Source organism: Sinorhizobium sp. Y406 (assembly GCF_058732025.1).
Genome location: NZ_CM178975.1, coordinates 1,852,844 through 1,877,493 on the forward strand (window position 1 = coordinate 1,852,844; position 24,650 = coordinate 1,877,493).

At 61.9% G+C, this 24,650-nt stretch carries 25 protein-coding genes and 1 pseudogene; 23 read left to right on the plus strand and 3 right to left on the minus strand.

The features are described from left to right. Window positions 1-343: 343 nt before the first annotated feature. From pqqA to AC4P1R_RS25580, 11 genes are all read left to right on the plus strand, one after another. Window positions 344-439, plus strand: coding sequence for a pyrroloquinoline quinone precursor peptide PqqA (gene pqqA, locus AC4P1R_RS25530; protein WP_069460988.1), 96 nt, complete (start codon window positions 344-346; stop codon window positions 437-439). A 44-nt stretch (window positions 440-483) separates the two neighbouring features. After that, window positions 484-1,395, plus strand: a complete 912-nt coding sequence (pqqB, locus tag AC4P1R_RS25535) for a pyrroloquinoline quinone biosynthesis protein PqqB (RefSeq protein ID WP_492178238.1) — start codon at window positions 484-486, stop codon at window positions 1,393-1,395. Then, window positions 1,392-2,162 (plus strand): pyrroloquinoline-quinone synthase PqqC, encoded by a 771-nt coding sequence (gene pqqC / locus AC4P1R_RS25540; protein ID WP_151613202.1) that lies wholly within the window; start codon window positions 1,392-1,394, stop codon window positions 2,160-2,162. The genes pqqB and pqqC overlap by 4 nt, the downstream gene beginning before the upstream one ends. Beyond that, window positions 2,159-2,470 carry a pyrroloquinoline quinone biosynthesis peptide chaperone PqqD gene (gene pqqD, locus AC4P1R_RS25545; protein ID WP_151613203.1) on the plus strand — a complete coding sequence of 104 codons (312 nt, stop codon included), beginning with the start codon at window positions 2,159-2,161 and terminating at the stop codon, window positions 2,468-2,470. Before pqqC ends, pqqD begins: the two co-directional genes overlap by 4 nt. Further along, a complete protein-coding gene (gene pqqE / locus AC4P1R_RS25550) occupies window positions 2,467-3,591 on the plus strand; it encodes a pyrroloquinoline quinone biosynthesis protein PqqE (RefSeq protein ID WP_273362077.1) in 1,125 nt (374 codons plus the stop codon). The genes pqqD and pqqE overlap by 4 nt, the downstream gene beginning before the upstream one ends. A 219-nt stretch (window positions 3,592-3,810) precedes the next feature. After that, entirely contained in the window at window positions 3,811-4,392 is a 582-nt protein-coding gene (locus AC4P1R_RS25555; RefSeq protein ID WP_492178239.1) for an MFS transporter, read from the plus strand. Between the two features lie 508 nt (window positions 4,393-4,900). Beyond that, window positions 4,901-5,113: a bile acid:sodium symporter gene (locus tag AC4P1R_RS25560; protein ID WP_492178854.1), complete on the plus strand. Its 213-nt coding sequence runs from the start codon at window positions 4,901-4,903 to the stop codon at window positions 5,111-5,113. Between the two features lie 82 nt (window positions 5,114-5,195). Then, window positions 5,196-6,056, plus strand: a complete 861-nt coding sequence (locus AC4P1R_RS25565; protein ID WP_492178240.1) for an FAD binding domain-containing protein — start codon at window positions 5,196-5,198, stop codon at window positions 6,054-6,056. Then, window positions 6,056-6,532, plus strand: coding sequence for a (2Fe-2S)-binding protein (locus AC4P1R_RS25570; RefSeq protein WP_046119627.1), 477 nt, complete (start codon window positions 6,056-6,058; stop codon window positions 6,530-6,532). Before AC4P1R_RS25565 ends, AC4P1R_RS25570 begins: the two co-directional genes overlap by 1 nt. 2 nt (window positions 6,533-6,534) lie before the next feature. After that, window positions 6,535-8,787 (plus strand): xanthine dehydrogenase family protein molybdopterin-binding subunit, encoded by a 2,253-nt coding sequence (locus AC4P1R_RS25575; protein ID WP_492178241.1) that lies wholly within the window; start codon window positions 6,535-6,537, stop codon window positions 8,785-8,787. 9 nt (window positions 8,788-8,796) lie between these two features. Then, entirely contained in the window at window positions 8,797-9,042 is a 246-nt protein-coding gene (locus tag AC4P1R_RS25580) for a MoaD/ThiS family protein (protein ID WP_151613208.1), read from the plus strand. A 149-nt stretch (window positions 9,043-9,191) separates the two neighbouring features. Here AC4P1R_RS25580 and AC4P1R_RS25585 read toward each other — a convergent pair whose 3' ends face one another. Together AC4P1R_RS25585 and AC4P1R_RS25590 are read right to left on the minus strand one after the other, a co-directional pair. Then, window positions 9,192-10,571 (minus strand): enoyl ACP reductase FabMG family protein, encoded by a 1,380-nt coding sequence (locus AC4P1R_RS25585; RefSeq protein WP_273362069.1) that lies wholly within the window; start codon window positions 10,569-10,571, stop codon window positions 9,192-9,194. A gap of 829 nt (window positions 10,572-11,400) precedes the next feature. Further along, complete coding sequence (locus AC4P1R_RS25590; protein WP_151613912.1) at window positions 11,401-11,706, minus strand: hypothetical protein; 306 nt, start codon at window positions 11,704-11,706, stop codon at window positions 11,401-11,403. A gap of 289 nt (window positions 11,707-11,995) precedes the next feature. Here AC4P1R_RS25590 and AC4P1R_RS25595 point away from each other — a divergent pair, with 289 nt between their 5' ends. The 10 genes and pseudogenes from AC4P1R_RS25595 to AC4P1R_RS25640 all read left to right on the plus strand — a co-directional run bounded on the left by AC4P1R_RS25595 (window position 11,996) and on the right by AC4P1R_RS25640 (window position 21,432). After that, window positions 11,996-12,973 carry a 3'-5' exonuclease gene (locus AC4P1R_RS25595; RefSeq protein ID WP_151613210.1) on the plus strand — a complete coding sequence of 326 codons (978 nt, stop codon included), beginning with the start codon at window positions 11,996-11,998 and terminating at the stop codon, window positions 12,971-12,973. Between the two features lie 130 nt (window positions 12,974-13,103). Further along, on the plus strand, window positions 13,104-13,697 hold the full coding sequence (locus tag AC4P1R_RS25600) for a hypothetical protein (protein ID WP_151613211.1): 594 nt from the start codon (window positions 13,104-13,106) through the stop codon (window positions 13,695-13,697). A 315-nt stretch (window positions 13,698-14,012) separates the two neighbouring features. Continuing rightward, on the plus strand, window positions 14,013-14,465 hold the full coding sequence (locus tag AC4P1R_RS25605) for a transposase (protein WP_151613212.1): 453 nt from the start codon (window positions 14,013-14,015) through the stop codon (window positions 14,463-14,465). 253 nt (window positions 14,466-14,718) lie between these two features. After that, window positions 14,719-15,321 (plus strand): hypothetical protein, encoded by a 603-nt coding sequence (locus tag AC4P1R_RS25610; protein WP_492178242.1) that lies wholly within the window; start codon window positions 14,719-14,721, stop codon window positions 15,319-15,321. A 767-nt stretch (window positions 15,322-16,088) separates the two neighbouring features. Further along, window positions 16,089-18,239: a ParB/RepB/Spo0J family partition protein gene (locus AC4P1R_RS25615; protein ID WP_492178243.1), complete on the plus strand. Its 2,151-nt coding sequence runs from the start codon at window positions 16,089-16,091 to the stop codon at window positions 18,237-18,239. A gap of 78 nt (window positions 18,240-18,317) precedes the next feature. Then, a pseudogene (locus tag AC4P1R_RS25620) lies at window positions 18,318-18,788 on the plus strand (UCP036055 family protein). Further along, window positions 18,788-18,970, plus strand: a complete 183-nt coding sequence (locus AC4P1R_RS25625; protein WP_492178244.1) for a hypothetical protein — start codon at window positions 18,788-18,790, stop codon at window positions 18,968-18,970. The pseudogene AC4P1R_RS25620 and the gene AC4P1R_RS25625 overlap by 1 nt, the downstream one beginning before the upstream one ends. 80 nt (window positions 18,971-19,050) lie before the next feature. Further along, window positions 19,051-19,443: a hypothetical protein gene (locus AC4P1R_RS25630; RefSeq protein ID WP_151613216.1), complete on the plus strand. Its 393-nt coding sequence runs from the start codon at window positions 19,051-19,053 to the stop codon at window positions 19,441-19,443. Between the two features lie 244 nt (window positions 19,444-19,687). Beyond that, window positions 19,688-20,878: a DUF932 domain-containing protein gene (locus AC4P1R_RS25635; RefSeq protein ID WP_151613217.1), complete on the plus strand. Its 1,191-nt coding sequence runs from the start codon at window positions 19,688-19,690 to the stop codon at window positions 20,876-20,878. A gap of 110 nt (window positions 20,879-20,988) precedes the next feature. Beyond that, on the plus strand, window positions 20,989-21,432 hold the full coding sequence (locus AC4P1R_RS25640; protein ID WP_492178245.1) for a DUF3846 domain-containing protein: 444 nt from the start codon (window positions 20,989-20,991) through the stop codon (window positions 21,430-21,432). Window positions 21,433-21,791: 359 nt separating this feature from the next. On the opposite strand, the gene AC4P1R_RS25645 is transcribed toward AC4P1R_RS25640, so the two are convergent. Beyond that, window positions 21,792-22,982, minus strand: coding sequence for a DUF1173 domain-containing protein (locus AC4P1R_RS25645; protein ID WP_151613219.1), 1,191 nt, complete (start codon window positions 22,980-22,982; stop codon window positions 21,792-21,794). 238 nt (window positions 22,983-23,220) lie between these two features. Here AC4P1R_RS25645 and AC4P1R_RS25650 point away from each other — a divergent pair, with 238 nt between their 5' ends. Both AC4P1R_RS25650 and AC4P1R_RS25655 read left to right on the plus strand, forming a co-directional pair. Then, complete coding sequence (locus tag AC4P1R_RS25650) at window positions 23,221-23,379, plus strand: hypothetical protein (protein WP_165614767.1); 159 nt, start codon at window positions 23,221-23,223, stop codon at window positions 23,377-23,379. Between the two features lie 13 nt (window positions 23,380-23,392). Next, complete coding sequence (locus AC4P1R_RS25655) at window positions 23,393-24,442, plus strand: DUF7146 domain-containing protein (RefSeq protein WP_151613220.1); 1,050 nt, start codon at window positions 23,393-23,395, stop codon at window positions 24,440-24,442. Window positions 24,443-24,650 lie beyond the last annotated feature (208 nt).

Here is a 24,650-nt window from a genome sequence, read left to right on the forward strand (position 1 = left end):
GCCAAGAGCTTTCATTTACCGCTTCAGGTGAGGAGCGCGTTAAAGCGCTGAAATGACGCTCTGCGATCGGCAACTTTCGCCGGGAATATTCCGGAGAAGCGGGCGGATGCGCGAAGTCCTCACGGGCTCCGTCGGTGCACGCCCTCAGGCGGCGCAGGAAACGATTTGCGAAAAGTCCAGCGATAGCGCGGTCGCCGGGCCTTGCCGGTGCAGCAAACAGCCGTTCCGGCTCTTCACCCGAGCAGAGCTCTTACGGGCAAGCTCGTCTCGTGTTCGACCGGCCGCGAGCGCGCATGTGGATACCGGATCGAGCACACCAACTGGTCATGGCAGAGGAGAAAACATGTCCTGGCATAAACCGAAATTCATCGACGTAAGCTGCGCTATGGAAATCAACCGCTACGTTCCCGCGGACGGGGACGAGCCGGTCCTTTTTTGACACGCCGCCCTACGATGGTCGGCTCACAGTACGGAGGTGCTCCGGTGGCAGAGACGTCCGATCTTCGTATCATCGTTCTGGGGGCCGCCGCTGGCGGCGGCCTTCCGCAGTGGAATTGCGGCTGCCTGAACTGCACGCTGGCGCGTGATCCGGGCTCCGGCCTCAAGTCGCAAAGCCAATCATCGCTGGCCGTCAGCCGCGATGGCGAAGCCTGGGCGGTCTTCAATGCCTCGCCCGACATCCGCCAGCAGATTGAGCACAATCGTCCGTTGCAGCCGCGCCGCCTGCGCCACAGTCCGATCGAGAGCGTGGTGCTGACCAACGGCGACATCGATCATCTGGCCGGACTGCTGGTCCTCAGGGAAAAGCAGCCGTTCATGCTGTTTTCCACCGGTTCGGTCGGCGAAATCATCGCCGAAAATCCGGTCTTCGGCGTGCTCGATCCGGACCTGGTTGCACGGCGGAGCGTCGCGATCGAGGAAGTTTTCTTTCCACTTCCCGACCTCGAGGCGCGGTTCTTTTCCGTTCCCGGCAAGGTGCCGCTGTTTCTCGAGGACGACGAACCGGATCTCAACGTCGAGGGCGAAAATACCGTCGGGGTCGAGCTCAGAGCTGGCAGCAAGCGCGTTTATTATATCCCGGGCTGCGGCCTGATGAATTCCGGTCTCGGCGGGCGCCTCGCGGGTGCCGACGCGCTGTTCTTCGACGGCACGCTCTTTACTGACCGTGAGATGATTGCGACCGGCACGGGGCGCAAGACGGGCCGTCGCATGGGCCACATGCCGATCGCCGGCGAGGGCGGCAGCCTCGACGCATTGGACGGCCTGAACATTCGCCGAAAGATCTATGTCCACATCAACAACACGAACCCGATCTGGCGGCCTGGCCCCGAGCGCACCACGGTGGAAAGCCGTGGCTTCGAAGTCGGGTTCGACGGCATGGAGGTCAGCCTGTGACGACGGCAACTGACAAGCAAGCTTTTCACGCTCGCCTTTTGGCGATCGGGGAGGAACGCTATCACGACAAGCATCCTTTCCACGCGATGCTCCACGGCGGCCGCGCAACGATGACGCAGGTCCGCGCCTGGGTGATCAACCGCTACTATTACCAGAGCCGCATTCCGATGAAGGACGCGGCCTTTCTGTCGCGCTGCGACGACTCGGACCTGCGCCGGGCCTGGCGTTCCCGGATTGAAGACCACGACGGCGGTATCGACGGGGGCGGCGGCATCCGCCGTTGGCTGCGTCTCGCGGAAGCGGTCGGACTCGACCCGGCCCATGTCGCTTCGACGCGGGGCGTCCTGCCTGCGACCCGATTTGCCGTCGACGCCTATGTGTCGTTCGTGCGGGAGAAGCCGCTACTCGAGGCGGTGGCCTCATCACTCACGGAGCTTTTTGCGCCCAAAATCCATTCGGAGCGCATTGCAGGGTTGCTGGCGCACTATGCGTTCGCAGACCAGGCGGCGCTCGCTTACTTCCGCCAAAGACTGGCGGAGGCGCCGCGCGACGTCGAATTCGGCCTTGCTTATGTGCTCGATCACGCCGACACGGTTGAAAAGCAGGATGCCGCCGCCGCGGCGCTGACCTTCAAGACCGACGTTCTGTGGTCGCAGCTCGACGCGCTTTATTCCGCCTATGTGACGCCCGGGCTGATCCCGCCGGGCGGCTGGGACGGCGAGCAAGGTGTCGTCGTTAACCCGACGGCGCGGGAGGCAGCTGAATGAGCGCCGATGCGGCGATGACTTCAGGGGCGGGGATTTCAGGGACGAGCGTCGTCAGACTGGCCCGCGGCGTGCGCCTGCACGAGGATCCGGTTCGCGGCCAGGCGGTGCTGTTGGCCCCGGAGCGGGCGATGGCGCTCGACGATATTGCCGTTGCCATCGTCGAGGCGCTCGACGGCCAGCGCAGCCTCGACCGGATCGTCGACAATTTTGCCCAAAAGTTCGACGCCCCGGCCGCCGATATCGCCGCCGACGTCAGGGCTTTCGTCGAGGAACTCGCCAATCGCCGCCTGCTGGAGATCGTCGCATGAGCAGCGCCATCGCCGCCACAAACCATGCCGGCGCCGCTGTCGCGCGCGTGCCGCCGCCGATGGCGATGCTGGCGGAGCTGACGCATCGCTGTCCGTTGGCCTGCCCCTATTGCTCCAACCCGATCGCCCTGACACCGGGGGACGAAGAACTGTCGACCGAAGAATGGATCAACGTCTTCAGCCAGGCGGCCGCTCTCGGCGTACTGCATCTGCACCTGTCCGGCGGCGAGCCGGCGGCGCGGCGCGATCTCGTCGACCTGACGCGGGCGGCGGTTTCGCTCGGGCTTTACAGCAATCTGATCACCTCGGGCGTCGGTTTGACGGAGGGGAGGATCAACGACCTGGCCGATGCCGGTCTCGACCACGTTCAGTTGTCGATCCAGGGTGTTTCCCCCGAAGGCGCCGACCGGATCGCCGGCTACAAGGGCGGTTATGAGCGAAAGATGGCCGTTGCAAACTGGATCGCGGCCACCGGCATTCCGCTGACGGTCAACGCCGTCTGCCACCGGCAGAACATGGGCGAGATCGACGCCATGATCGCGCTGGCGATCCGGCTTGGGGCGCGCCGCATCGAGATCGCGACGGTGCAGTTTCACGGCTGGGCCGAGCGCAACAAGGCGGCGCTGCTGCCGACGCGCGAACAGGTCGAGCACGCGACGCGCACCGTCGCTGCAGCCCGGGAGAAATATCAGGGCATCCTGGTGATCGACTATGTACCGGCCGATTATTATTCCCAATACCCGAAGGCTTGCATGGGTGGCTGGGGCCGCGTCGGCCTCAATATCACCCCGTCCGGCCGAGTGCTTCCGTGCCACGCGGCCGAAACGATCCCGGGCCTCACCTTCAAGACCATCCGCGACGACACGCTTTCTGAGATCTGGTACGCGAGCGACGCCTTCAACGCCTATCGGGGCGAGGCCTGGATGCCGGAGCTCTGCCGCAGCTGCGAGCGCAAACAGATCGACTTCGGCGGCTGCCGTTGCCAGGCGATGGCGCTTGCTGGCGATGCGCGCGCAACCGATCCGGTTTGCATCCGATCGCCGCTGCGCGACCGCTTGACGCGGGAAACGGACCGGCTTTCGGCGATGTCATCGGCCACTTTGAGCTACCGCGGACGGTAGAGCCATTCAGGCCTGGTATGGGCACGTGACGCCGCCCGCAAAAGGTGCTAACCCCGTCGTCAAACCAAGTGAACATAAGCGCCTTTGGAGGAGCCGCGGCTGCATCGTCGCTCGCCGATCTTTGAGCATTCAAAGCAGCGGAACCCGGTGAATTGTGCCACCGTTGCCCAGCAGATCGTCCCCATGGCTGCGGCGCTTGCCTAGCCCGAGCGGCGCGGTGTGGCAATTGGTACGGTCATGGCCGGCGTCCTTTCCGGCATCCTGCTCAGCCGCACTGTGTCCGGCTTCGTCGGTGAGCATTTGAGCTGGCGCGACATGTTCTGGGTCAGCGCGCCACTCGCGCTGGTCGGCGCGGCCATGATGTATATGGCTCTGCCGGACCTCGGTGCCGTCGGCGTGCTTGCCGCGCCCCTGGCTGGGACGATGACGCCGATGAGAAGTCCTGGTATCGAGGCCCAGAAGCCGAGCACTGCCCACGCGAACAGTGTCAGCGCAGCCCCCAGCCCCACGCCCGAATGGGGGCCACGCCGATCGGCTATCGTTCTCGATGTCGGCATTCAGGTCGCCCTGATTGCCAATCAGCACATTATCTACGCGCTCGATCCGCAGGCCCGCAGCCGCATCAACACTATCTTCATGACGAGCATGTTTCTTGGCGCCGCGGCTGGATCGGCGCTAGCCGTGGCTCTATGGAGCTACGACGCCTGGAGCGGCGTCAGCCTGCTTGGCTTTGCTCTCGCTTCGATCGCGCTCGCCATCAGGCTCCGCCGGCGCGACTTCGGCGCTCACCGTTTCCCCTGATGGCCCGGGCTTCGCGAGATGGGGGTGCGCTCCCTGCTTCTCGCCGGGCTGGCGGTTCAAATACAGGTGACTGTCCGTTCGGAAACACCGGGGCAGGAGGCTCGTTTTTGCGATGAATCGATTGGCTGCAATGCCGTACCTGCGCTTGTTCCGAAATTCCGGAAAGGGTCAAAAGGCAGCCGTTCTTCACGAGTCCCGTGCATGGCTTGGTGCGAGGATGTTCACGTTCTGAGTCAAGAAGATGGTGTAACGGGCGGAACCCGGCCCGCCAGGTTTGAAGGGCCGGTGGTCGTCCCTCACAATGATGGTGTCGCGGAGTCAGGAGTGGCCTGCTCCACACTCTATTGGGTCGATCCAATCCACAAACATCCAGGCTACTGATCGTCTATTCCGCCTTCTCGGCCGGTGTTGTCGCCGGAATCTGGAATTGTCTTTCTTGGTCCGTCATAACGCTTCTGATCGCTCTTTGCATTCTAACCGTCGTCCTTACGGCGGGCCGTTGGCTGGTATGCCAAGGTCTGATCGCCTGGGGCTACTGTTTTGTGGCTCGATCAAGAGCCTCGCGACCGGGCTGCCTACGGCTGGCATTCTTTTCGATTCTGCCGAAATAGCCATTATTATACTCCCATTGATGCTATTTCATTTGATTCAGCTGTTGGTGCTGGCCGTCGCTTCCCAGCGCAACACGGCTTGCAACCAAACAGCGCAGCTCATAGCGTGAAAAGGAAGATCATGCTGGAGCTCGACACAGTTGGGTCTGCGGGTTTAGCGTCTCGGCCCGATGCATAAAGAGGAGGGTTCTTTTGCGCTATATTCGTCCTAGTTCAATCGAAGATGCCGTTGCTCTCTTGGCGGAAGCGGCAGGCAAGGCAGCCGTTCTGGGCGGCGGAAGTGATCTGCTCGTGAGAATGAAGGGGGGCTTCATCGAACCCGAGCTCATCATCGACATCAAAGCTATAGACGTCCTGAGACTCATAACTGAAAGCGAGGATGGCTTCGTCATCGGCGCTGCGGTGCCTTGCGCGGTCCTCGGCGAGAATGCAGCGCTCCGGCGGGCGTGGCCCGGCGTATTGGAAGGGGCCAATCTCATCGGTTCCAAGCAAGTGCAGGGGCGTTGCACCATCGTCGGAAATCTCTGCAACGCATCGCCTGCGGCCGACAGCGTGCCCGCGCTGGTGACTGCCGGTGCAAAGGCTCTGATCAGGGGGCCGGCCGGCTCCCGCACAATCGCTGTCGAAATGGTGCCGGTCGGGCCGGGCAAGACGTCGCTTGCGCCCGGAGAGATCATCGAGGCCATTCTGCTCGACAAGCGCCAGCCGCGTTCGGGCGACGCCTATCAACGGTTCACCCCACGCACCGAGATGGATATTGCGGTCGTCAGTGCCGCGGTGAATCTCACTCTTGATGATCAGGGCGTCATCCAGTCGGCGCGCGTCGCGCTTGGCGCGGCGGCGCCGACGGTGTTTCTGGTCAAGGAAGCGGCCGAAATCCTCACTGGTTCCCGCGTCGACGACAAGACGCTTGACCGCCTGGCCGCGGCCTGTTCAGGCGCCTGTCGTCCCATAGACGACAAGCGAGGCACTGTAGAATTCCGAAGGAAAGTCGCGGGAGTGCTGGCCAAGCGGGTCGCGCTGGCCGCCTATCAGCGTGCAGGACAGAAATGATGGCAGGCATAGCGGTTTCAACGAACATCAATGGCGACAACGCCGAGTTTCTCTGCCACGCCGACGAGACGCTGCTTGACGTGTTGCGTGATCGCCTCGGGCTCATGGGAGCGAAAGAAGGCTGCGGCACGGGTGACTGCGGCGCCTGCAGCATCATTCTCGACGATCGCCTGGTCTGCTCCTGTCTCGTGCTTGGGGCAGAGGCGGAAGGCCGGCGCATCGAAACCGTCGAGGGCATGGCACAGGGTGACCAGCTTCATCCGCTGCAACAAAAGTTTCTCGAGCATGCCGCCTTGCAATGTGGCATCTGCACACCCGGCTTCCTCATTGCCGCAAAGGATCTGCTGGCGAAGAATCCGGATCCGACCGAAGAGGAAATACGCTTCGGTCTTGCCGGAAATCTGTGTCGTTGCACCGGCTACGACAAGATCGTGCGCGCCGTTCAGGACGCAGCAGGCGTGATGAGAGGAGCTTGACCATGAATTTTGATCCGAGCCACTCGAAACGCAGCTTCTCCTCCGTGGGTACCCGTCCCATCCGGCCGGATGGAGTCGACAAGGTGACGGGCCGCGCGCGCTACGGCGCGGACTTCAACATGCCCGGCCAGTTGGTCGGACGGATTTTGCGCAGCCCGCACGCTCATGCCATCATTCGCAAGATCGACACGTCGAAGGCCGCGCGACTTCCTGGCGTCAAGGCGGTTTTGACGGCGGCGGACCTGCCCGACCTCACCGATGGTGACGCGGCGATGTATGACATTCTCGACAACTGCATGGCGCGCAAGAAGGCGCTCTACGACGGTCACGCTGTGGCCGCCGTGGCGGCAATCGATGCGCGAACCGCCAAGCAGGCGCTCAAGCTCATCGAGGTCGAGTATGAACTCCTGCCGCACGTTACCGATGTTGACCAGGCGTTCGCGCCGGATGCTCCGCTCGTCAACGACACGATCATCACAACAGGCGTTGACCCCAAGCCCGATCGCCCTTCGAATGTCTCGATGCGGAGCCAGTTCGGGCATGGCGACGTCGATGCCGGCATGGCAAGGGCCGACTTCGTTGTCGAGCGGACATTCAAGACCGAGCAGACCCACCAGGGCTATATTGAGCCTCACGCCTGCGTCGCCAATGTCAATTCGGACGGCACAGCGGACCTTTGGGTTTGCACCCAGGGCCACTTTGTCTATCGCCAGCACTGCGCACAACTGCTCGGCATGGATGCTTCCAAGCTGCGCGTCACGTCTTCGGAAATCGGCGGCGGTTTTGGCGGCAAGACCCATGTCTGGGCTGAGCCGGTCGCGCTGGCGTTGTCGCGCAAGGCCGGCAGGCCGGTCAAGCTGGTCATGTCGCGCGACGAAGTGTTTCGCGCGTCCGGCCCGACCAGCGCCACGTCGATCGACGTAAGGATCGGCGCATTGAAGGACGGAACGATCATCGCCGCCGAAGCGACACTTCGCTATTCCTGCGGCCCCTATGCCGGATCATGGGCCGAGATCGGTGCCATGACCGCATTCGCGTGCTACAAGCTCGAGAATGTCAGGACGGTTGGCTACGAAGTGCTGGTAAACCGGCCGAAGACCGCGGCATACCGTGCGCCTTCGGCGCCGATGGCGGCGTTCGCAGTGGAAAGCGCCGTCGATGAACTTGCCAAGAAAGTCGGCATGGATCCGGTCGATTTCCGGATCCGGAACGCGGCACAGGAAGGGACCAAGGCATCCTACGGTCCAGTCTACGGCCCGATCGGCATCGGCCCGACACTGGAGGCCGTGAAGAACCATCCTCACATGAAGGCACCTCTTGGCAAGAACCAGGGGCGCGGCATGGCATGCGGGTTCTGGTTCAACTTCGGGGGCCAGACTTGCACCGATCTGAACATCGGGATGGATGGGACGGTCTCGCTCGCGGTTGGCACGGTGGATGTGGGCGGTTCGCGCGCATCGCTGTCGCTGGTGGCCGCAGAGGAGCTCGGGATCGACTACGCGCTTGTTCGGACGGTGATCGCCGACACGTCTAGTCTCGGCTACAACGACATGACCGATGGCAGCCGGGGAACGTTCTCGTCCTCGATGGCCACGATTTCTGCTGCCCGCAACGCGATCAAGATTCTCCGAGAGCGTGCGGCGCAGATGTGGGACATTCTGGTCGAGGACGTGACCTGGGAAAAGGGCCATGCCGTCGCCAAGGGCGAGACGCACGGAAACCTTCCGAAACTGTCTCTGAAGGAGATTGCGGCGGCATCGGGCACCACGGGCGGCCCGATTGCGGGGCACAGTGAGATCGTCGCCGACGGCGCCGGCGTATCCTTCGCCACCCATATCTGCGATATCGAGGTCGACCCCGAAACGGGGGCCACCAAGGTGCTGCGCTACACCGTGGTGCAGGATGCCGGCAAAGCCGTGCATCCGACCTATGTCGAAGGACAGTACCAGGGCGGCGCCGCGCAGGGCATCGGCTGGGCACTCAACGAAGAATATATCTACGGCAAAGACGGCAGGCTGCAGAATGCGGGCTTCCTCGACTACCGTATCCCGGTGTGCTCGGATCTGCCTATGATAGACACGCAGATCCTGGAGATACCCAACCCCAACCACCCCTATGGGGTTCGCGGCGTCGGGGAAACGTCCATCGTCCCTCCGCTTGCAGCGGTGGCCAATGCCGTGTCCAATGCGGTCGGCGTGCGAATGCTGCATATTCCCATGTCGCCGCCGCGGATCCTGGCAGCACTTGACGCCTGAGGAGGTCCCATGGTCGAGGTGACGCTCTGGGGCTCTCTCGCCGCGGCAGCTGAGGGTAACAGCAAGATCGAGATCGAGGCAAAGAATATCAGGGAACTGTTTGAGAGGTTGCGCGAACGGTTTCCTCAGCTCGAGCCACTCATGGATCGAGGCATTGCGGTTGCAATCGACGGAACGATCTATCGCGACACCTGGTCGAAGGAACTGCCGCCGGGAGCGGAAATCTATCTACTGCCGAGGTTGGCGGGCGGCTAAGAGCGGGCGGCGAGACCGCCGGTGTAGACCCACTTGCGGTGCGCCTGTCTGCCCGCAGCTTTTCTTCCCGCTCGCCGCCTTCAGCAAACGGACCTTGAGTCGGAGCGAGCTAGGCCGAGGCTACTGGAGCGAGCTATATTGGGAGGCTGTCAGGCCAACTCAAGTTGAGAGTCTTTCGCCCCTTTTGCGATCAACGGCGCGGGAGACTTCCTTTGTAGGTGGGAAGCGTTCAGTCGGCGCGCCACGATATCGTGGTTGAGCCACTGGACGGGCCCGGAGGGATCTGAGGACGCGCCAAAAATTAGCTGCCCGGTCGCCTCCACCACGAGAGCACTCAGGAGGTCGCTGATCATCGCCTTGCTGTCCCGATGCATCAGCGTGATCTCGTTGGACGTGCCGATGGTCAGATCGGCCTGTGCTTGGCTGTTTGCCATGGGCCACGCCGAGAAGTCGTAAAACGGACGCATGACCTTGTTGGCCTGCATATCGGTAATTTTTTGGAACACATCCTTCATCGTGTAGCCGTCTGCCAGAAGCTCCTGGCATGCCTGCCATTGGTCCTCTGCCCATTGGCCACCGTTCTCTTTCTTCAAGGCGAGCAGCAGCGGTATCAGGGGAAGTTCGATACCCGTAAATACGTCGGACGAATTGGTTCGGATTTCGGGACAGTTATAGACGGTTGCCTTGACACCCGCTGCCCAGGATTCTTGCGCGATGCATTCGAGCCGCATTTTGGCGTAACCTTGGGTGTAGTTCGTGTAGGTCTGCCAACGATAGCTCCCGTCAATCAGGACTGCTGTTCCATGGTAACCGTAGGCCGTGTACCGCACCTGAGCACCCGAAGCCTCTACGCGCTCACGGATCGCCGCGCTGAAGTCGATAAGATGTCGAAAGGTGATTGCGGAGACTTCATCGAAATTCTGCAAGATGAGCTTGCCCATATCGCTATCGAGCAGCGCTTGCGAAGACATGTGGCGGTGACCGCGTCCCTTGTAGATACGATTGGCAACAACCAGGAATACCTTCGCTTTCGGGATGCCTCCGGCCATTGTATGGGCGAAGAAGACATTGCGGCCGTCGGCAATCATTCCGTCGAGAACGGCCATGACCTGTGAAAGCGAAGCCGTGAACCGTGAGGTGGCGATCTCCCGGCACTGCTCAATGTAGTCCCAGTCGAGCTTGTCATGTTCCCAGCTCTCCAGCGTCATCGTTGCGAGGAGATCCGTCGGAGTGGGGCCTCCTGTCGGAGCGTCGAGATCGAAGCCAGCCATAAGAGGTATGTTGATAATCCTGCCGCCCAGGCGGTCCTCGGCGGCAGAGAGTTCCTCGGCGTCCAGAGGCCGCAGTGCGTTGTTCTCGTCGCGCCGCCCGACCGTGATGCCCACGATGTCCATTCCAGCCCGCCGGGCCTCGGCGAGCAAACCAGTCGCATATCCGCGACCGAATAGTTCGCCGAAGAGGACGAAAACATCACCTTTACGAAAGACGCTGTTTTCGGCGATGCGAGTCAATGCGACCGGGTTTTCCATGCAGTCAGCTCTTTGGTCCGTTAGCCGTCGAGCGGTGGCTCAGACAGGCTTCGATAATCACATGGCCGTACTGACCCGGAATGGGAAGTCATTTTAAGTGACCGTTCATTTCAAAGCGTGAAGTCCCCATAAGGACTTTTCGGTATCTGAACCGGATAAAGCAGACCTAGGGCTGAGCAGCTGGGCCTACACTCTCGATTTCCAAGGGTCTCCACGAGCTGGAGTGGCCTCGATGACCCGTACGAGATTCCTAATCTTCATACTGATACCCGTTGCTGGCTCTAGCCTCCCCACGGTTGGCAACGCCCACCATACCCAAAGACAATGGAAATACCCGCCCGCGTGCTGCAGAGGGAATGAGGTGGGCGGGGATTGCGAACCGATACCTGGCGCCGAGATCAAGAAAGGGCGGAAAGGGTTTTCGGTTCACCTCCATCCCGGTGACCATCACGCGGCGACGAGAGAGCACTTGTTCTTCGTACCCTACGGAAACGAGCTTCCATCCGGAGACAGCGACTTTCACATTTGCCTTCACCCGAACGAAGACTACCTGGACTGTTTCTTTGCTCCGCCGGCCGACATTCGATTGCCTCCCGTTTCCTATGCCCAATCGCTGCAACGTTGCGGTGTTCCGCGCGCGGTGCAGTCAGCTTCGGGGCGTTCTGAAACGTCAAGTGCGACCGGTTGTGCCATTGGAGCTAAAAGATCCATAATGTCCCGCCTTGAACCCTGAAGCGCTGAGTGCAAGCCGCGACGCGGCGCACGCTGTCGTCGCCTCGGATTTTGCCACTCGCTGCGTATCCTCTTCGCAACATGGCGGAGCGCGTCCTTAAATCCCCGACCCATCGAGCTCTTGCTCGTCGTCGCCTTCCCAGGGTGAGGGCATCGAGGTGCGATTGAGATTGGCCGAGGGCATGGGCATCCAGCACTTCAATTCTGGCTCGGCGTATTCGATGATGCGGCCGGGCGAGGAATCAGCGGCGCGCCACCCTTCTGGGCCGAACTGATCGCCATTCGACCAATACGCGAGGTCAACTTCTGCCGCACCCTGTTCGGACGGGCGGATCGTGACGAGAATCCGACTGCCGTTTCTTGGCGCGCTCGCCATGTGGCGCCAGTGGTCTGGCTCGGCCATCATCTTTCCTCCTGCCTTGCTGCAGAAGTGTCGCCTTGCTATCGAAAACGGTCAACTCCAACCTTGCACAACCCACCGTCAATCGACCGATAGGGTCGTGTCCCCACAGCAGGTGTAGCCGGGTGGCGGCGCCGAATGGTCGGTGTCTTTTCGACAGATTTTTTGGCATTCAGACTCGTGTGTCCTGTACTGCCGAGCTCATTCGTGTTGCCAGAGTCTCACTCGGTTTCTATCCTGACGCATCATCCGCACCGCACTGGTGCGCCAAGCCCGAGGACCCAAAAGCCCAATGGCATCTCAGCTGGATATGTTTGCCTCGCCGCCTGAGCCAGGGGATGACGTGGTCGTAAAGCTGCGAGGACCCTTGAAGCTGCGGCGGCAGACGCAACTCGATGACGAGGGTATGGCCCGGCTTTTGGAGGAGAGCGGCAGCTATCGCGTGCTGCGCAAGCTTATCGGCCGTCAGATTGTCGATATACCGCGGCCGGGATTTCCTCGCATTGGAGTGATCGTCGACACCGAGACGACGGGCCTCGACCACACGAAGGACGAAATCATCGAAATTGGGGCAGTCGCGTTCACGTTTGACGACGATGGCCATATCGGCGACGTCACGGGAGTTTTCGGCGGCCTGCAGCAGCCAACCGTCCCAATACCCCCTGAAATCACCCGCCTGACCGGAATCACCGACGAGATGGTTGCGGGACAGATGATCGATGTCGGGTCGCTTCGGGCGTTGCTCGACCCGGCCGACCTGGTGATCGCCCACAATGCCGGCTTTGATCGTCCGTTCTGCGAGGCGTTCTCAAGCATGTTTTCCGGAAAGGCATGGGCCTGTTCCGTCAGGGAAGTCGATTGGGCGGCGCGTGGTTTCGAGGGCACGAAGCTCGGCTATCTGATTGGCCAAAGTGGCTATTTCCACGATGGCCATCGCGCCGCCGAGGACTGTTTTGCTCTGCTCGAGGTGCTAGCCGGCGCCGACGGGGTGACGGGCCCAAGCGCTTTTGCGGAACTTCTCAAGTCAAGTCAGCGCTCGCGCGTGCGCATCTTCGCCGAGCACAGCCCCTTCGACATGAAAGATCATCTGAAGGCTCGGGGATACCGCTGGTCGGATGGCAGCGACGGCCGCCCGAAATCCTGGTGGATTGAAATCGACGAGGAGCAGCTCGCCGCGGAGCTCGCTTTCCTGAGGTCAGAGATCTACCGGTGGGAAGAGGCCGATCCACCGGTCAAGAGGCTGACGGCGTTTGATCGGTACAAGGCTTGACGCGATGGCCTTGCCGCGCAGGGGCCGTGGCATGCAGGTTGCACAGGCTCGTTACCGCGACGGTGTCGCCGTTGTGAGGAAGCAATAGCTGCAGCGGGACCACAGTCCGGCTCCTCAAAGGTTGGAACATATGAAATCACCGTGGAAATTCCTTGCTCGATTGGCGTCGCTGCGACCGTCCGCGAAAGCGCAAGAGAGTTCGGTTGGGACCGATGCCGATTCCAAGGCTCTCGAAAGCGAAGTGGAGCCTAGGTCCGCAATTCCGCACGGTTCGACGGTAACCGCCAGCCCACCTGCAGACAATGAGGACGTCTCGGTTAATCAAGGCTCGGTCACATCGGATAAGGCGAAAGGCGACGACGATGTCGCACAGGCGCTAAAACCGCTGATCGATGCTGAGGAGACTCCGGCAACTGCGCGTCATGAAGCCGAACAGTCGGGTGCCGAAGATCCGAAAAGCGAGGCAATCGCAAACTCGCAAAACAAACCGCTGCTGAAGGGTCGAGAACGTGGGAAGGGAGCCAACGGCCGCCGGACTGCGCAGAGCGCTGTCGCGATAAAGAATCGGCAAAACCTGCAACCCTCGTCTCCACGTGACTTGTTCTTCCACGAAGTGGCGATACTCGATGAAGAAATCAAAATGCTGAGGACTCAACTCGCTCAAAAGCTCCATCTGCAGAACGTCCAGCTCAAGAAGATGCTTGACCGATTCGACGTTTCGTGAGCTTGGCGGCGAAGCCCCCGCCGACTCCTTAGTCGTGACGGCTGTGTTCTCGAGAAGGCCGTGCCCTGCGGTATCATACTGCGTGCCCGATCCGAACCTGCTCTCCCAATCTATGGGGGGGTCGCCACGATTAAGTTGGGGGATTGTGGCAGGCAGGGTAGCGTTTATTTCAGGTGAGAGTTGGGAGCCTCTCACCGTCGCCTGTCAGTGCACAGGCCAGGTCTCAACAATCGGTAAAGCAGGACTCTCATGGTTGTGTTGACTCTGTGGAACACTCCGCCGAAAACAGACGATCACTAAAGGAGGGAATTGCTGATGGCTGACGAGAGTAATGCGGGACCAGTAGCCGGGGCTGTATCGGCGGAAGCAGAAGTGAAAGCACCAACGGCTGAGAAGCGGCGGTCGCCACGACCTCGGAAGGCGGCTTCCGGACCGGAACAATCAAAGCCGGCCGCTAAACGCAGGGGGTATACCGAGCAAGAGAAGAGCGAGAAGCTCAAGGCGATCGCGGCGCAGGTCACCGGAGGCAGCACTCTCAAGGATGCTATCAAGACCGCCGGCATATCAGAGCAAACCTACTACCATTGGAAAGGTGCTGCGAAACCTGTCGAGCAGAAGGACACGAAGAGCACCAAACCCCTACCGGCCGGCGATGACTTGGCAGATCTTGTCCAGCTCGAAGAGGAAAATCAGAGGCTCCGCAAGCTGCTGGCGGAAAAGCTGAGAGCTGAAAATGCCGACCTGCGCAAGAGGCTCGGTCTGGACTAACCAGGATCGAGAATGCAGGCTACAGTTTTAGCGTCCTCCGTGTTACGCCAGAAGCTTGTATTCTGCTCCCCATTGGCATCGCCGCTGCAAACAACGCTCTGCTGTTTGCCGCTCTCGCCGGTGAAAGGCGTGGCAGCTCCCGAGGTTGGCGAAGAGTTGATGCGGGCAAGCAGAGGTTATATTGCTGCGCCAGCAGGATGCAGCGGCGCCAATCGGTGTTGCATTTTTTATGATTGCTTGGGATCAAAAGTAGATGAAGACGCCACAACGGAGATTCGTTGTCGAATTCAAGTCGGGGCGACGCCGGCCAAAAGCCCAGACGACCTCAATTTGGGGAGACACAGATCTCAAGGCTTTGACCCGCGAAGTGGAATATGCGGCGTCGCATCTGTTCAACTCAAATCCTGCGCCCGACCCAGGTGAAACCAGGCGGGCTGATCCGATCAATGCAAAGTCTGTCAACGAGCGCGCCGACGATGTCGACGTTGCACTAGCAGCGATACCATTTGCCAACAGTGAAGACGTTGACATTGTGAAGCAACGCGAGGCCAATCATCCAGCCGAAGCAGTTGGGCAGGTGCAGGAGAGCCAACTTGCATCGCAGCCTCGAACAACATCAACTGCCACTCCTCGAAAGCGCGCCAAGCACATCGCCACTCAGAGGATCACGCTCAGCTCGAAGGTGAGGCACGAGGATCTAACTGCGCAGATCGGGACTGTCGACAATCGGATCTCCGCGGACGAGCTTGTCGCCCTCGAGGCAGACAACAGGCGCCTGAAGAGATTGCTGGCTGAACAGCTTAGTGCACAGAACCTTTGGCTCAAGAAGATGCTTGAACGATTTGGTGCCGAATAGCGAGGTCGCACCGCTGGCGTGGGGCATTGAAACGGCTGAGTCTATCGTGCCGTCGCAACGGCGACGGCATTGTCATCGCCATCGGAAATGCCAGGTTTTCCGGCCCGACTGAAGGGTTGAAGGCGGAATGCATCGCCGCCGGCCTTTAGTGATAGATAGAATTGACCTGGAATTCGAGCTCGTTGCCCGGGGTGACCTAGTGGTCGCCTTCGCCTCGGTCCCGATCCCCAGCCCTAGCCCCATCGTCATCCGCTCCGCGACGCTGCTTCAGCCTGTGCCGCTGCCGGCGCCGAGATCTGGAATTTGCCGGATAGCGTCACCGATGCTTGGAAGGTAAACCAAGCGGTCCAAAGCGCCCGGTTATTGCTCCGGCTCGACACGACCTGGTCCCTGGTCCTGCCTGAGATAAAAAATCGGGCCGCGGGAAGACCGAGGCCGTTTGAGATGTGAAGGTATATAACCTCCAGAGGGGAACAGCCGACGCGGTGGCACTGGGAAGAAAAGCCATCACCCTGCATCAGCCGCAGTCAATATGCTCATTTCGTGTGCGATCGTGCGATCGGCAATCTTTTATCGTGCAGGGTAGCTATGCCTTTTTCGCTGGCGCTAACTGTTGGCGGAAGCCGCGGCGTGGCCGCCGCGGCCGGAGGGGATGGCAAGCGAGGGATGGTAAATGGAGGGCGGCAGAGGGAGAGGAGGGAGGGGAGACCGTGACGGGTTGAAAGGTTCGGAGAGAGGCTCCGGCCGGCCCGCCACGGAGAAGCGATATGGCAAAGGCCATTCAGAAAATCACCCTCGACCGGTCGGAAGATATTCCCTTCGACAAGCTCGAACTCTCGCAGAAGAACGTGCGCAACATCAAGGCGGGCGTTTCCATCGAGGATCTCGCCAGCGATATCGCCCTACGTGGGCTCCTCATGAGCCTGAACGTCCGGCCGATCATCGGCGAGAATGATGAGGAAAGCGGTCGGTACGAGGTCCCCGCCGGCGGCCGCCGCTACCGTGCGCTCGAACTGCTGATCAAGCAAAAGCGCATGGCGAAGACGGAACCGATCCCCTGCATCGTCAAGCGCGGCGGCGCGACCTCGGTCGAAGACGATTCGCTTGCCGAAAACGTCCATCGCCTCCAGCTCCACCCGCTCGACCAATTCCGGGCGTTCCAGACCCTGCACCTCCAGGGCCTTGGCGAGGAGGAAATCGCTGCCCGCTATTTCGTCTCGGTCTCGACGGTGCGCCAGCGCCTGCGGCTCGCTTCGGTCTCGCCGCGGCTGCTCGAGCTCTATGCGAACGACGAGATGAAACTCGAGCAGGTGATGGCTTTCTCGATCACCAACGACCATGTTCGCCAGGAGCAGGTCTGGGATACGGTGTCGCGGTCAACTGTCCAGGAACCGTATTACATCCGCCGGCTGCTCACCGAATCCGCGGTGCGCGCCGCCGACCGCCGCGCTGTCTATGTCCGTCTCGAAACCTACGAGGCTGCCGGTGGCGTCGTCATGCGCGACCTCTTCGATGAGGACCAGGGAGGATGGCTCCAGGATCCGGCACTGCTCGAGCAGCTCGTGTTCGAGAAGCTGAAGACCGACGCCGAACAATTGCAGGCCGGAGAGGGCTGGAAGTGGGTTGATGCTGCAATCGACTTTCCCTACGGCCACACGTCGGGCCTGCGCCGGTTCTACGGTGAGCGGGCGGAATTCACCGAAGAAGAACTCGCTCGCCATGATGCAGTGAAGGCGGAGTACGACAAGCTCGACGCGGAATATGCTGAAGCGGCAGACTATTGCGAGGAAACGGAAACCCGCCTGGAGGAACTCGGCAACGAGCTCGATCGGCTGAACGACCGTACCTATGTCTTCGACAGGGACGAGGTCGCACGCGGTGGTGCCTTCATCTCGCTCGGCGCCAGCGGCGAGCTGAAGATCGAACGCGGCTTTGTTAGGCCCGAGGACGAGCCTGTCGTCGAGACCGAAGAAACTGACGCGGATGGTCACGATGGCGAGGGCGATGATGCGGACGCGGCTTCCACGGCCGGCGGAGTGTCGATCAACGGCAAGCCGGTCGCCGTCGAGCCGCCGGAGGAGGACGATGACAGGATTCGTCCGCTGTCCGACCGCGTCATCGAAGACCTGACGGCGGCGCGCACCGTGGCGCTCCGCAACGCCCTCGCCAACGATCCGGTCATGGCCTTCGTTGCCGTCCTGCATATCTTCGTCCTGAAGACGTACTTCGCCTACGGCTACGGCTCGGACTCCTGCCTGGAGGTCACGCTTCAGAGTGCGAAGTTCACTCAGACGCAGGGACTGGGCGATACGGCCTGGGCGAAGGAGATCGAGCAGCGCCATGAGGCGTGGGGCCACGATCTTCCGAAGAATGCCAGCGAGGTCTGGGACTATCTGATCGCGCTCGATGAGGTCAGCCAGGAGGCGTTGTTCGCACATTGCGTCTCGCTGTCCCTCAATGCCGTCGTCCAGCCGTGGAACCGGCGGCCTGCGGCGATTGTGCATGCCGAGCAGGTCGCCCGCTCGATCGGCTTCGACATGGTCGGGGCCGGCTGGTCGCCAACGGTCGACAACTACCTCGGTCGCGTCACGAAGGCCCATATCCTGCAGGCGGTACGCGAAGCAAAGGGCGAGCAGACGGCGCAGCTCATCGATCACCTGAAGAAACAGGACATGGCGCGCGAAGCCGCCCGGCTGCTGGAAGGCAGCGGATGGCTCCCCGAGCCGCTGCGGCTCGTGGTCGATGAAGCTCCAGCCGAGGACGGCAACAACGGCGCGGATGAGGTCATCGAGGACAACCCGACCGAAGGCGCCGGCGTCGACCCACCGGCATTCCTGACCGAGGGCGCCGAAGGCGCTGACACGGCTCCCGAGGATTCCGATCACGAAGAGCATCGCCAGCTCGACGCTGCGGAGTGACCCCGTCCTCAAACCACTCCACCCAAGGCCCGGAACCGCGCCGGGCCTTCTTGCTTTTCCGGACTAGGAGAAAACTGTATGTCCGCATCACTCATTTTCGACATTGCAGCGCTCGGTTCGTTGGCCCGCCGGTTCCGACGGGCAGCCCAAAGCGCCCGCCCGCTTCACGAAGAAGCTCGCCGCGTGGGAACGACGCAATGGCGTCGGCCGCATCGTGCGCAAGGAGCCTCGTCGGGAGCGGCCGACCTACAGCAGCTCGCCATGCTTTAGCCTGCATGAAGGAAACTTCGGCGAGGGCGGCGTCCTGGTGCCGGTCATGCGCACCTATGGGATCGAAAGCGATTTGAGCTTCCGGGTGCTGGAACGCCTCAGACCCGGTCAGGTCTGCGTCGTTCAGGTAGTCGGCGATAACGTCGAGTTGCTGCATCTGGCCGATAATCGCGACGCCGCCGAACGTTGGCTCGCCAGGCCGGCTATCGCCGCGCTCGTCTTGAAGAGGTCGCGGCCGACGAGGTCAGCGCGGATGCCGTCGAAGGACGAGCCACGTGATGCACAACGACACGCATGAGGAAATCGAGCGCAACGCCGGCGAAGCCGGCTGGGACAGCTTCCCGCTGCTGATTAGTCTGGGGGCCGAGGAGAAAGACCTTTCCCGCAGCCTGATTGACCATCTCTCGGGTCTTGCCGCCGACGAGGACGAAACCGACGACGAACAACAAAGCGGCGATTGAGCCACTTTCCACCATGCTTTCAATCACATGGCCCGGCTCCGACAGGAGACCGGGCCGTCGCCATTTCGAGGAGCATCGAGATGATTCAATGGGCAAAATCCTGCTCATACGACGACGAGCAGAAGTGTCGCTTCCATTCCACCACCCGGTCCCGGCTGAAGAAGCTGGCGGCCGAACATCTTGCAGCCGGTTCCTACGAGATCCGGTCCAACAAGGCGGGGATCGCCGCCAGTGGCGAGATCACGCTGCACCACGAGCAATTCTACCTGCAGGTCGGGCAGTTCGACCTGTCGCCCGGCCACGGCATCCTCATCCGCACCTGCAAGGGGCGGAAGGATTTCACCGGTGGCCCCAACCACTTCGTCGGGCTCCAGCTGCTCGACGACATACCCGCGCTTGCCGCCAGCGTCCGCATTATTACCGGCGTTGGGCGATCATCCGACGCGACCGCGGCGCGCAGTCACGCCGCCTGAGATCATCACGCACCCATCCCGAACCAGTGACTGCGAAGCTGCAAACCCGCGCATCCTCCGATGCCGAGAGAGGGGGAGGAGGGCAGGTGACAGATGCGGCTTCGGGAGACCCGAGAGAGAGTCTTCCGCCTTCGCTTGCGTTGCCGCGCCGATCCGGTGCCGCGGCGCCGATCCTGCATCCACCTCACCAGCCCGGGTGGCGCAAGTGCGGCAACCGGGCTCTTTCGTTTCAGGAGACTTCATCATGAACACTATGGTTTCCAGTTCCCGGTCCGTATCCGGCGGCTTCAAGGTCGACATGTCGCGCGGCGAGCGCATTGGCCGCGTCTCATCCGAGTGGTTCTCGCGCCCCGACGACGAGCGCTTCCTGTCGCTCTCCGACCTTCATCGCGCGGTCAGCGCCCGAACCGAGCGCGCCCGGGTTCGAACGGTCGAAAGCGCGGAGATCCGCGTGGAAGCGACCCGCGACAATGCCGAGAGCATCTCCCTCATCGTCCCAGGCGAACGTCAGCCGCTGGCGCCCACGCACTGGAGCTACGGGCAGCTTTGCAGCCTGGTCGGTGCGCCGGCAAGCTATATGCGCCAGTTGCCCGCGCCGCTCGCCGCCATCAACCTCCAGCACGGCCTCCTCAACAACCGCTCAGAACTGGTGAAAACATTGGAGATGGATGACGGCCACGTCGAACTGCGGGCAGTGACCAGCCCCGAATACGGCCGCATTTGGGACCATGAACTGATCGCGGCCATCATGAACATCGCCGGCAACGGCACCGGGGATTCGATCTGGAAGGTGCCCGGTGTCCTCGACTGGTCGACGATGACCCACAATCCCTTCGTCGACATCACCAAGGCCACGACGACGCTCTATGCCAGCGACCGCGATGTCTTCGTCTTCCTGGTCGACGACACGCACCCGATCGAGGCCGGTCGCCTGCCGAACGGCGAACCGGATCTCTACTTCCGCGGATTTTATGCGTGGAACTCCGAAGTCGGTTCGAAAACGCTTGGGATTGCAAGCTTTTACCTGCGCGCTGTCTGTGCCAACAGGAATCTATGGGGCACCGAAAATTTCGAGGAAATCACCATCCGGCACTCGAAGTTCGCGGCGCAGCGCTTTGCCCACGAGGCAGCACCCGCGCTGGCGAATTTCGCCAATTCCTCGCCGGCGCCCTTCATCGCCGGCATACGCGCGGCGCGCGAACGGGTCGTTGCGCGCAACGACGAGGACCGCTCGGATTTCCTGCGCAAGCGCGGCTTCTCGAAGGCCGAGACCGGCAAGATCATCGAAACGGTGCTTTCCGAAGAAGGACGTCCGCCGGAATCCATCTTCGATTTCGTCCAGGGCATCACGGCGCTCGCCCGCGGAAAGGCCCACCAGGACACACGGCTGGAACTCGAAGGCAAGGCACGAAAGCTGCTCAAAAGCGCCGCCTGATTGCGGTCCGCTCACCAGCACGTCCCCATCCTCCTTCATCGCCCGGCCGTTGCGCCGGGTTTTCGCATTCACGGAAAGACAATGCCATGACCAATCTCGGGAGACACACCATGAGAACCGCCAAGACCTATCTCGTAGAACCGCTGATCGGCACGATCCGCATCGTATCGATACCCGCCGAAAACCGGTTGGGCGTCATCCGCAGCCTGATCGAATGCGACCTTATCGACATGGTCCGTATCGACGAACGCCACGCCATCGTCGTCGACGATAGCGGTCTCAGCGAAACCCTGCCCTGCGTGGCGGAACTTGAGGGCTATGCGTCTCCGCTGGCCGGCAATCTCCTGATCATCGGTACGGACGACAACGGCGAGACCATCGATGTCGAAACCGAGATCGACGAGATTGCCGCCCGTCTTACCATCGTCAGGCCGGTGCTGCATCCGGTCTTCGAAACACTGAGCGGCCCGCTTATCTTCGGCTCGCGGCTGGCCGCCATGGAGGTGAGAATCGAGCGCAACTCGCCCAAGGTCGTCAGCGAAAACAGCAACTGATCGTCGCGCCCCAATTACGTTTGTCCCGATCGAATGTGCTGGACGCAGGTCCAAAGCGATTATCCAATGATATCCGTGGGCTTCTGCTTTGCTACTGATCCAGACGACATCGGCCTCATCGTGCCGTCGTCATCCTGGCCGGCGTGTTCGCTCGCGACCTGATCGATGGCCACATTCAGGTCGATCTTTCCCCCAAGTGGGGCGCTCCTTTCGGGACAGACTGCGCCGGTTCTTAATCTCGACGATGAACGGTTTTTCTCAGGTTTCATGAAGCACCGCGGGAGAGAGGGGGCTTCGACAGGGATGAGGTGCTCTTGTTCGCCTCGCTCTGTCAACGCCCCGAGCCGTTCCTGCAGATATCAGGGGAGTTTCGGCATTTCGCCCTCGGCCACCCGCCAGATCCAGGGTGCGATCTCCGGTCTAGTGTCGATCATACCGGTGAGTGCGTGCTCGTATTCAACTCCGGCGCTCGCCGGCACGATGAACATTGCGATGGGGGCGGGCTTCTGCTCCGGCAATGTCACCGACACGATCGGCGCATCGCGCGGCAGGTTGAAGCGCAGCCCCTTGACGCTCTTTCGCTTGAGATGTCCGAGCTTTTCCAGCAATCGCAATTCGTGGATGTCCTCGAATGGCAGCCAGTGCTCGTTGACCACCATCAGGGCGACCTCTTCGACCGACGCGATGCCGGCGGTCGAGATGCCGAAGGTGGCGATCACGATCAGATGGAACGCCTCGTTCGATCGCCACAGTTCGAGTTCGGTCTCATAGCGGGCTGCAAGCCGTCGCCATGCGCCGTCCTCGATCATCAGAGGGAAGGGCATGTGCCGCACGACGATCCTCTGTCCCTCGCGCGCCGGGGAAAACTCCTTCACCTCGGCCACGATGATCATCAGCTTGCGCGGTCCCGAACCCGTCGCTTGCACAGCCTTGAGCGCCGCGGCGCGCCGAGCGGCGATTCCGTCCTTGTCCTCCGGCTGGAACAGCTCCGGCACGTAGAGCATATCGCTCAGGGGAACGCCCCTTGTAGTCATCTGCGAGGCGGCATTGATAAGGCTGGTGCGCACCCGGCCCCAGCCGCGACGGCCGGCCCAGGTAGAGCGCCATTCCGTCAGTTCGCCCGCCTCCCACAGATAATGCAGCATCGCCTTGAGTGACAGTTTTTTGGGCTCGCTGCGAATGCCTGGCTCCGATGGCTCTGTCGGTGCGGTCGGCGCCGAGCGTGGCCCGCGTTTCGTCAAGGAAAAATCGAGCTTCAGGCCGGCCTTGCCGCTGGCGTCGATCTGGATCGCGGTGCCGATCAGGGGACCGAGACCGGAGAGCTCGTAGGGCGGCTCATAGGAGGGGCAGGCAGGATCGTGGTCACGTCCAGACAACGGCATGCGTTTGATGAGATACTGGTCGTCCATCCGTGCGATATACATCGGAACCGGTGACACCGTGCACATGCACATCGGTCGAAGCCGCTGGTCGTAAGCGTGCGGAAGCAGCGTCTGGAGTTCCCGGTCGCGCTCATCCAGCACTCGGTCGCCGATCACAAACTTGCGCATGCCTCTCCTCCTCGTCGTCTCGCTGGAAGGCAAAACCCTTCGGTCATCCTCGGAAGTATGTACACGAACACCGCCCCCTATACTATCTCAAATCTGATAGTATCTGGGGCGTGCCTGCGGTCGGCTGCGAAAGGCGGGGGCGGCACGGTCTGCGCCAGAGGAAGAGAGTGGCCGGCCGGGAGTGGGCGGGAGAGGAGCTGGAGGGGAGGTCTCCGGCGGCCCGCTCTGGAGTCTATCGATGATGATCTATCGCCTGCAGTCGCTCATGCCTTCACTGGGCAACCTGTTTCTCGACTTTCCAGCCCGCTTCTTCGTGCCGACGACCGAGGACCGCCCGGCGATCCTCTCGAAACTGATGCAGCGCTACCGCCTGCTCGACATCGTTAGCCGGTCGTGATGGAGGTCACCTCATGCTCTCCGCCTCGGATCTGGCGGATCGTCTCGCACATCATGCCGAGGCGGTCTGCCGACATTACCTGTCCGCCGGCCGGCGAGCCGGCAATTACTGGATTGTTGGCGACGTCGCCAACAACAACGGCCGCTCGCTCTATGTGCGTCTGACCGGCCCGCGCGCCGGCCGCTGGGCAGACAGCGCGACCGGCCAATATGGCGACCTGCTCGATCTGGTGCGCGAAACCTGCGGGCTTGTCGATTTTCGCGATGTCGCCGATGAGGCGCGACACTTCCTCACGCTTTCGCAACCCGACCCGGTGTCGTGCCGCAGGGGCGGTGCCGGCGACCATCCGCCGGTTGATAGGCCGGCTGCGGAGCGCGCGAGACGATTACTTCGTATGACACAGCCCCTCGCGGGAACGCTTGCCGACAGTTATCTGCGCCAGCGCGCCGTCCTGCGAGGGTCCCTGCACCCGGCCCTGCGTTTCCACCCGTCCTGCTATTACCGGGATCTTGTGACCGGCTGGACGGCGAGCTTTCCGGCGCTGATCGCCGCCGTGACTGATGGGTTCGGCGCGGTCACCGCCGTCCATCGTACCTACCTTGATCTGGACGGCGTCGGCAAGGCGAAGGTCGATACCCCCCGCCGTGCCCTTGGCGACCTGCTCGGCAATGCCGTCCGCTTCCACTTTCCCGGTAATGCGCCCGTGCCGGTGATGGCCGCCGGCGAGGGGATCGAGAGCATTCTGTCGCTGTCGCACGTGATGCCAGGCATGCCGATGGTCTCGGCGCTGACGGCCAATCACCTCACCGCCTTCCGCCTTCCGGCCGGATGCCTGCGCCTCTACATCGCCGCTGACGCCGACGCCGCCGGCAGGCATGGCATCGAGGGATTGAGCCGCCGCGCGCAGGCGCTCGGGATCCTGCCGCTCGTGCTCGCCCCGGAACTAGGCGATTTCAACGAGGACCTGCGCCGGCTCGGCCCCGACCGGCTCACCGCCAGCCTCCGGGTGCAACTCGTGCCAGAAGACAAGCAGGCCTTCCTGCCTTCCGTGAACCGGCCGTGAGGTACGTTGCAGGCGAGGCAGGTCCTTGCCGGTCGCCGTTCTGGTTGGCGCGCCCGCGGGCCTGCCGGGAGGCGACCCTTACCATGTGGCTGTCGGGCCTTCAGCGGGTCAGTCGGGTTTCTTCCCCGCGCCGGCTGAGCCGGCGCTCCTCGCGGGCCAAGAAACCCTCTTCCGCCGCCCGGCGCTTCGCTGGGCCGCGGCGCTCAAG